Here is a 4753-nt window from a genome sequence, read left to right on the forward strand (position 1 = left end):
CGATCAAAAAGCCCGTCGTATCCCCGAATCCGATACCGAGCTCGCCACCGCCGAAGGGTGCGAGGACTCCATCCCAAAATCTCCGCCGCATCCAACCAACTGATCCGCTTCGCCATCGCCCGCATAATCACCTCCTGAACTTTCATGACCCGCCATCCTTCCGCTTCGCCAAAGCCGTCCATGCCCCCATCTCATGAACTCTCCAGCCCCCAATACCCAAGCGGTCACTTCATCTGCCCTCGCGGCGGTCACTTCACTTGCTTACGACACCCCGTCCCGCGCACGTTGACTCGAAATCCCCGCAGATCCATCTTCTCCACCGCCTCGATGACAAAATGCACCAAGTCGTCTTCCCTCACCCAATCCCGCATGTCCTCGGGCAAAAGCATTGGGGTCATCCGATCCACCATCACAAATCGCTCAGCCATGCCCTCTTTTACCATATTCCAGAGGGAAAAGAAAAGTCCGACAGGCTGCTAGCCTGCATATCTCCCAGCGTTCTCCTGCGGCTTGCCGCCGTGCCTGGACCCGCTGGGTTGACTTCACTCCGGAGCTCAAGGCGAACGAGGAGTGGAGGCGACTCCTCTGCCTCTTTTTTCTTCGACAAACGGCGCCGGAAACGAAAAGCTTGCTAGCATGAGCAAGTTTGCGTTACCGGGAAGCCCGCTCTCTCCCCCGAAAAAGAATAACGGGGGAAAAAAGCAGCCGGAGGGGTTTTTCGGCTCTCCTTGGCAGCTTCTCCTCCAGGTCATGGTAGCTCTCCTGCTGGTATGGCTCTGGCAGGAAAGCCTGCAGCGGGCGACCGTCACGACGATACCCTACAGCACTTTTCTCGACAAGCTGGACAAGAAGGAGATCATCGGATGCACCATTACCCCGGAAGAAATCCAGGGAAAGATGCTGGTTTCGGCTCCCACGAAGAAGGAAGGAGAGACCAAAGCACCAACGCCCGCGTTCTTTCGAACCGTCCGGGTCGAGGATCCCAACCTAGTCGCCCGGTTGCAGAGCGCGCACACCACCTATTCGAGCGTCCGTCCCAGTCTCCTCTCCCAACTCATCTTCTCATGGATTCTTCCTATTGGAATCTTCTTTCTGATTTGGGTCGGCCTGACACGTTGGATGACGCGCGGCGCGGGCTATTCGCTGCTCAACGTCGGGAAGAGCCGGGCACGACTCGTGGCGGAGGAGGGCACTGGCGTCAGCTTCGCGGATGTCGCCGGCTGCCAGGAAGCGAAGTATGAGCTTCAGGAGGTCGTCGATTTTCTCAAGAGTCCCGCCCGCTACCGCGCACTGGGAGCCAAGATCCCTAAAGGGGTTCTCTTGATTGGGCCCCCAGGAACGGGAAAAACTCTTTTGGCTCGCGCCGTCGCTGGGGAAGCCCACGTCGCTTTTTTTTCCCTGAGCGGGAGCGAATTTGTCGAGATGTTCGTGGGCGTCGGCGCTTCCCGGGTGCGCGACCTCTTTGTTCAAGCAAAGGGCCGCGCCCCTTGCATCATCTTCATCGACGAGCTCGATGCCATCGGTCGGCAGCGCGGAGTGAGGATCGCGATGGGCCATGACGAACAGGAGCAGACCCTCAATCAGCTGCTCGTGGAGATGGATGGCTTCGATCCGAACGAGGGGATTATCATCCTCGCGGCGACGAATCGGCCCGACATCCTCGACCGGGCGCTTCTCCGTCCGGGACGCTTCGATCGGCAAGTCGTTGTCGACCTTCCCGATGTTCAGGGACGCGAGGCCATTCTCCGGGTCCACTCCAAAGGAAAGCCGCTGGCGCCGGACATCAACCTGCAAGAGATCGCTCATGCCACCTCCGGCATGTCTGGGGCCGACCTCGCCAACCTCATGAACGAGGCAGCCCTCCTCGCGGCACGCCGAAAGGTGCAGAAAGTCGGGCAAGCCGATCTGCTCGAAGCGCTGGAAAAGGTCGTTGCCGGCCCCGAGCGCCGTAGCCTCCAGCTTGCCAAGGAAGAAAAGAAGCGGGTTGCCTATCACGAGGTGGGCCATGCACTGGTCGCGGCGGCGACTCCCGGAGCAGATCCCGTCCGAAAGGTCAGCATCATCCCGCGCGGCCGTGGCGCTCTTGGTTACACTCTCCAACTGCCTCCCGCCCAGCAATACTTGTTCACTCGCAGTCAGCTCCTGACCAAGATCCGCTGCGCCATGGGTGGAAGGGCGGCCGAAGAGATCATCTTCAGCGAGGTCAGCACTGGTGCGGAAAATGATTTAGAGGTGGCGACCACTCTGGCCCGGCAGATGGTCTGCCTCTACGGTATGAGCGAGTCCGTCGGCCTTGCCCATCTCATACCGAGCCGGCCCGGCCTGGCGGAGGTTCCCAGCCTCGATGGTCACGTCGAATACAGCGGTGAAACCGCCCGGCTGGTCGATCAAGAAGTGCAACGGATCCTGGAAAAGACCTACGAGGAAGCCAAGGCCATTCTTCAAAAAGAGCGAAAGACCCTTGAGGAGGTTACCGCCAATCTCCTTAAGAAGGAAACGCTGGACGCCGCCGAGTTCTTGGCGCTCTTGCCGGAATCCGCAAAGCAACCGTTATCGACTCCGCAATAGTGCGTTAACGCTACTTTGCATTTCCGTTGACTAGCGCATCCCCTCGTCGTATTTTACTGCCCCAGATGAGCTCCCTTCCGTCAGGGTACGACGCTGGACCCCCTTCCCCTCCGCAAACTAAGCCCGAGGCTTGGCCTGCTGAAGAAGCAGAGTTGAACCCGCAAGAGGCATTTCCGCATCAGCACCCTCCTCAGAACACGACGGGGAACGCTCCGGCAGCGGCGAATCCTCCAGGCTGGCCGCCGCCCTTCTTTGCGCGCCAGAATCCAGGCCCGCCTCCGGGTGCGGAAACACCGTATCCCCCATCGGCTCCGCTTCCTCAAGGCGCCTACGGATCCTTTTCTTATCCGCAACCCCGCCCCGCTCCGGCCAGCGCGCCATCGGTGCCACAAAATGCCGGAAACGGCAGCGCGGTCCCCAATCCGCCGTCCGCTCCCGCCCAATCGTGGCGGCATCCGGCGCCAGCCCCTCAGTGTTATCCGGCCAACGCCTATTCCCCTCCGCCTCCGCCACAGGCCCGTGCCGTTCCCCGGCCTCAGCCTCCTCCGCAGCGATACCAGCAAGCCCCGCCTGCACCCCCGCAAAATTATCATCCCGCCCCCGCCCAAGAAGCGTCGGCCCCGCAGGGGTATGTGCCCTACATGCCTCCTGCTCCCGCCAACGGCTCCGAACAACCCAACGCCTATTCCCCTCCGCCCCCGCAGCGATACCAGCAAGCCCCGCCTGCACCCCCGCAAAATTATCGTCCCGCCTCCGCTCAAGGGACACCGCATACCCGCTCGAACGAAGCACGGCCGTCGGCTGGGCCCTCCGGAAAAGCTTCCGGACAAGCGCAGCCTCCGGCCTATGCGGTACGGCCTTCCGCTCGAACGGGAGAGCGACCGGCTAAGCCCCGTGAGGCGGCGAAGCCGCAAAGCCGACAGGATTCCGTCAGGGAAGCACCAGGCCGAGCTGGCGCGATCGCACTTGCCTTGATGACGGCCCTTGTCAGCACTCTAACGGCAATTTATCTTGCGCTCGTCTACGCCGACGTGTTTTAAGGGCTGCCTACCTCAATCAACGGCAGGCTCAATTTAGGAAGGAGGCTTTCTTATGGCTGGTCTTGTCCACGAAATCACCGACACAAATTTTTCGCAGGAAGTCGCTCAATCCACCGTTCCCGTAGTTGTTGATTTCTGGGCGGAATGGTGCGGGCCTTGCCGCATGGTGGCACCTGTGATCGAAGAGCTTGCCAATGAGCTTTCCGGAAAGGTGAAATTTGGCAAGGTGAACGTCGACCAGCAGCAGGACCTCGCCCGTCGCTTTTCCATCCAGTCGATTCCGACTCTTCTCATCTTTCGGGACGGCGAAGTTAGAGGCCGTCAGGTGGGCGCAGCTTCCAAAAGCCACATCCTCGCGAAGATTCAGGAGTCCCAGTAGCGAGCACAGGCTTTTTCTTCTTGCGCTGAATCCGTTCGCCGAGCAGAATAAATTTATCCAAGATCGCGGGGTGGAGCAGCCCGGTAGCTCGTCAGGCTCATAACCTGAAGGTCGCAGGTTCAAATCCTGCCCCCGCCACCATTTCCAGTCGCTGATATTCAAGGGAGATCGGCGGCTCTTCCTTTTCCGCTTTAGCCTGCCTATCTCACAAAGTTCGTACCCGAGGCGCGGCGAATGGGTCTGGATGGAAGGGGGGCGCCGCTTTTTCCCTGGAGTCGTAGGACGACACACTGCGAGGAGAGAAGACCAAAGCCTAACGAAGCAGACAGCTCCATTTCGCAAGCCGCAGGAGAATGACTTGTGAGATAGGCAGGCGAGGCGCTCTCTTTCCAGAGTGAAGCGACAGTATAGCTACCCTACCGCCAGACATCCGATTTCGGCCCCGTTTCCACCTCTCGAAGAATCGCAGCGATCCCACCCGGCTCCTTCCCAAAAGAGCGGTGCACAATCCTTCGGGACCTGACAGTTATCGACGACCAGGTGGAGCGACAAAGAGGAAGGGGTTTCCCTATCGAGTTTCTTTAGGAAGGCGAGCCACTCTTTATGAGTGTGTTGAGGAGCCGTCTGGCGGAATATCTTTCCGTCCAAATAACTCAAGGCCGCGAAAAGCGTGATCGTTCCGTGCCGGACATAGTCATGGGTGCCGGTGCGAACCCTTCGAGGCCCAAGAGGCAAAGCGATTTGTGTGCGCTCCAGGGCCTGGCAT

At 59.8% G+C, this 4753-nt stretch carries 3 protein-coding genes, 1 tRNA gene and 2 pseudogenes; 3 read left to right on the plus strand and 3 right to left on the minus strand.

The features are described from left to right. The coding region (locus A37A_RS21470; protein WP_040889130.1) for a helix-turn-helix domain-containing protein at positions 1-182 on the minus strand (182 nt) is incomplete at its 3' end. Positions 183-269: 87 nt separating this feature from the next. After that, positions 270-428, minus strand: a pseudogene (locus A37A_RS17220) (IS1182 family transposase); the annotation flags it as partial. Between the two features lie 208 nt (positions 429-636). Here A37A_RS17220 and ftsH point away from each other — a divergent pair. From ftsH to A37A_RS0111105, 3 genes are all read left to right on the plus strand, one after another. Further along, positions 637-2568 carry an ATP-dependent zinc metalloprotease FtsH gene (gene ftsH / locus A37A_RS0111085; protein ID WP_155996647.1) on the plus strand — a complete coding sequence of 644 codons (1932 nt, stop codon included), beginning with the start codon at positions 637-639 and terminating at the stop codon, positions 2566-2568. Positions 2569-3660: 1092 nt separating this feature from the next. Continuing rightward, entirely contained in the window at positions 3661-3987 is a 327-nt protein-coding gene (trxA, locus tag A37A_RS0111100) for a thioredoxin (protein WP_018291570.1), read from the plus strand. A 64-nt stretch (positions 3988-4051) separates the two neighbouring features. After that, positions 4052-4128 (plus strand) — tRNA-Met (locus A37A_RS0111105). A gap of 384 nt (positions 4129-4512) precedes the next feature. Here the strand turns inward: A37A_RS0111105 and A37A_RS19420 are convergent. Next, a pseudogene (locus A37A_RS19420) lies at positions 4513-4753 on the minus strand (IS630 family transposase); the annotation flags it as partial.

The organism is Verrucomicrobium sp. 3C (genome assembly GCF_000379365.1).
Classification (GTDB): Bacteria; Verrucomicrobiota; Verrucomicrobiia; order Methylacidiphilales; family Methylacidiphilaceae; genus Methylacidimicrobium.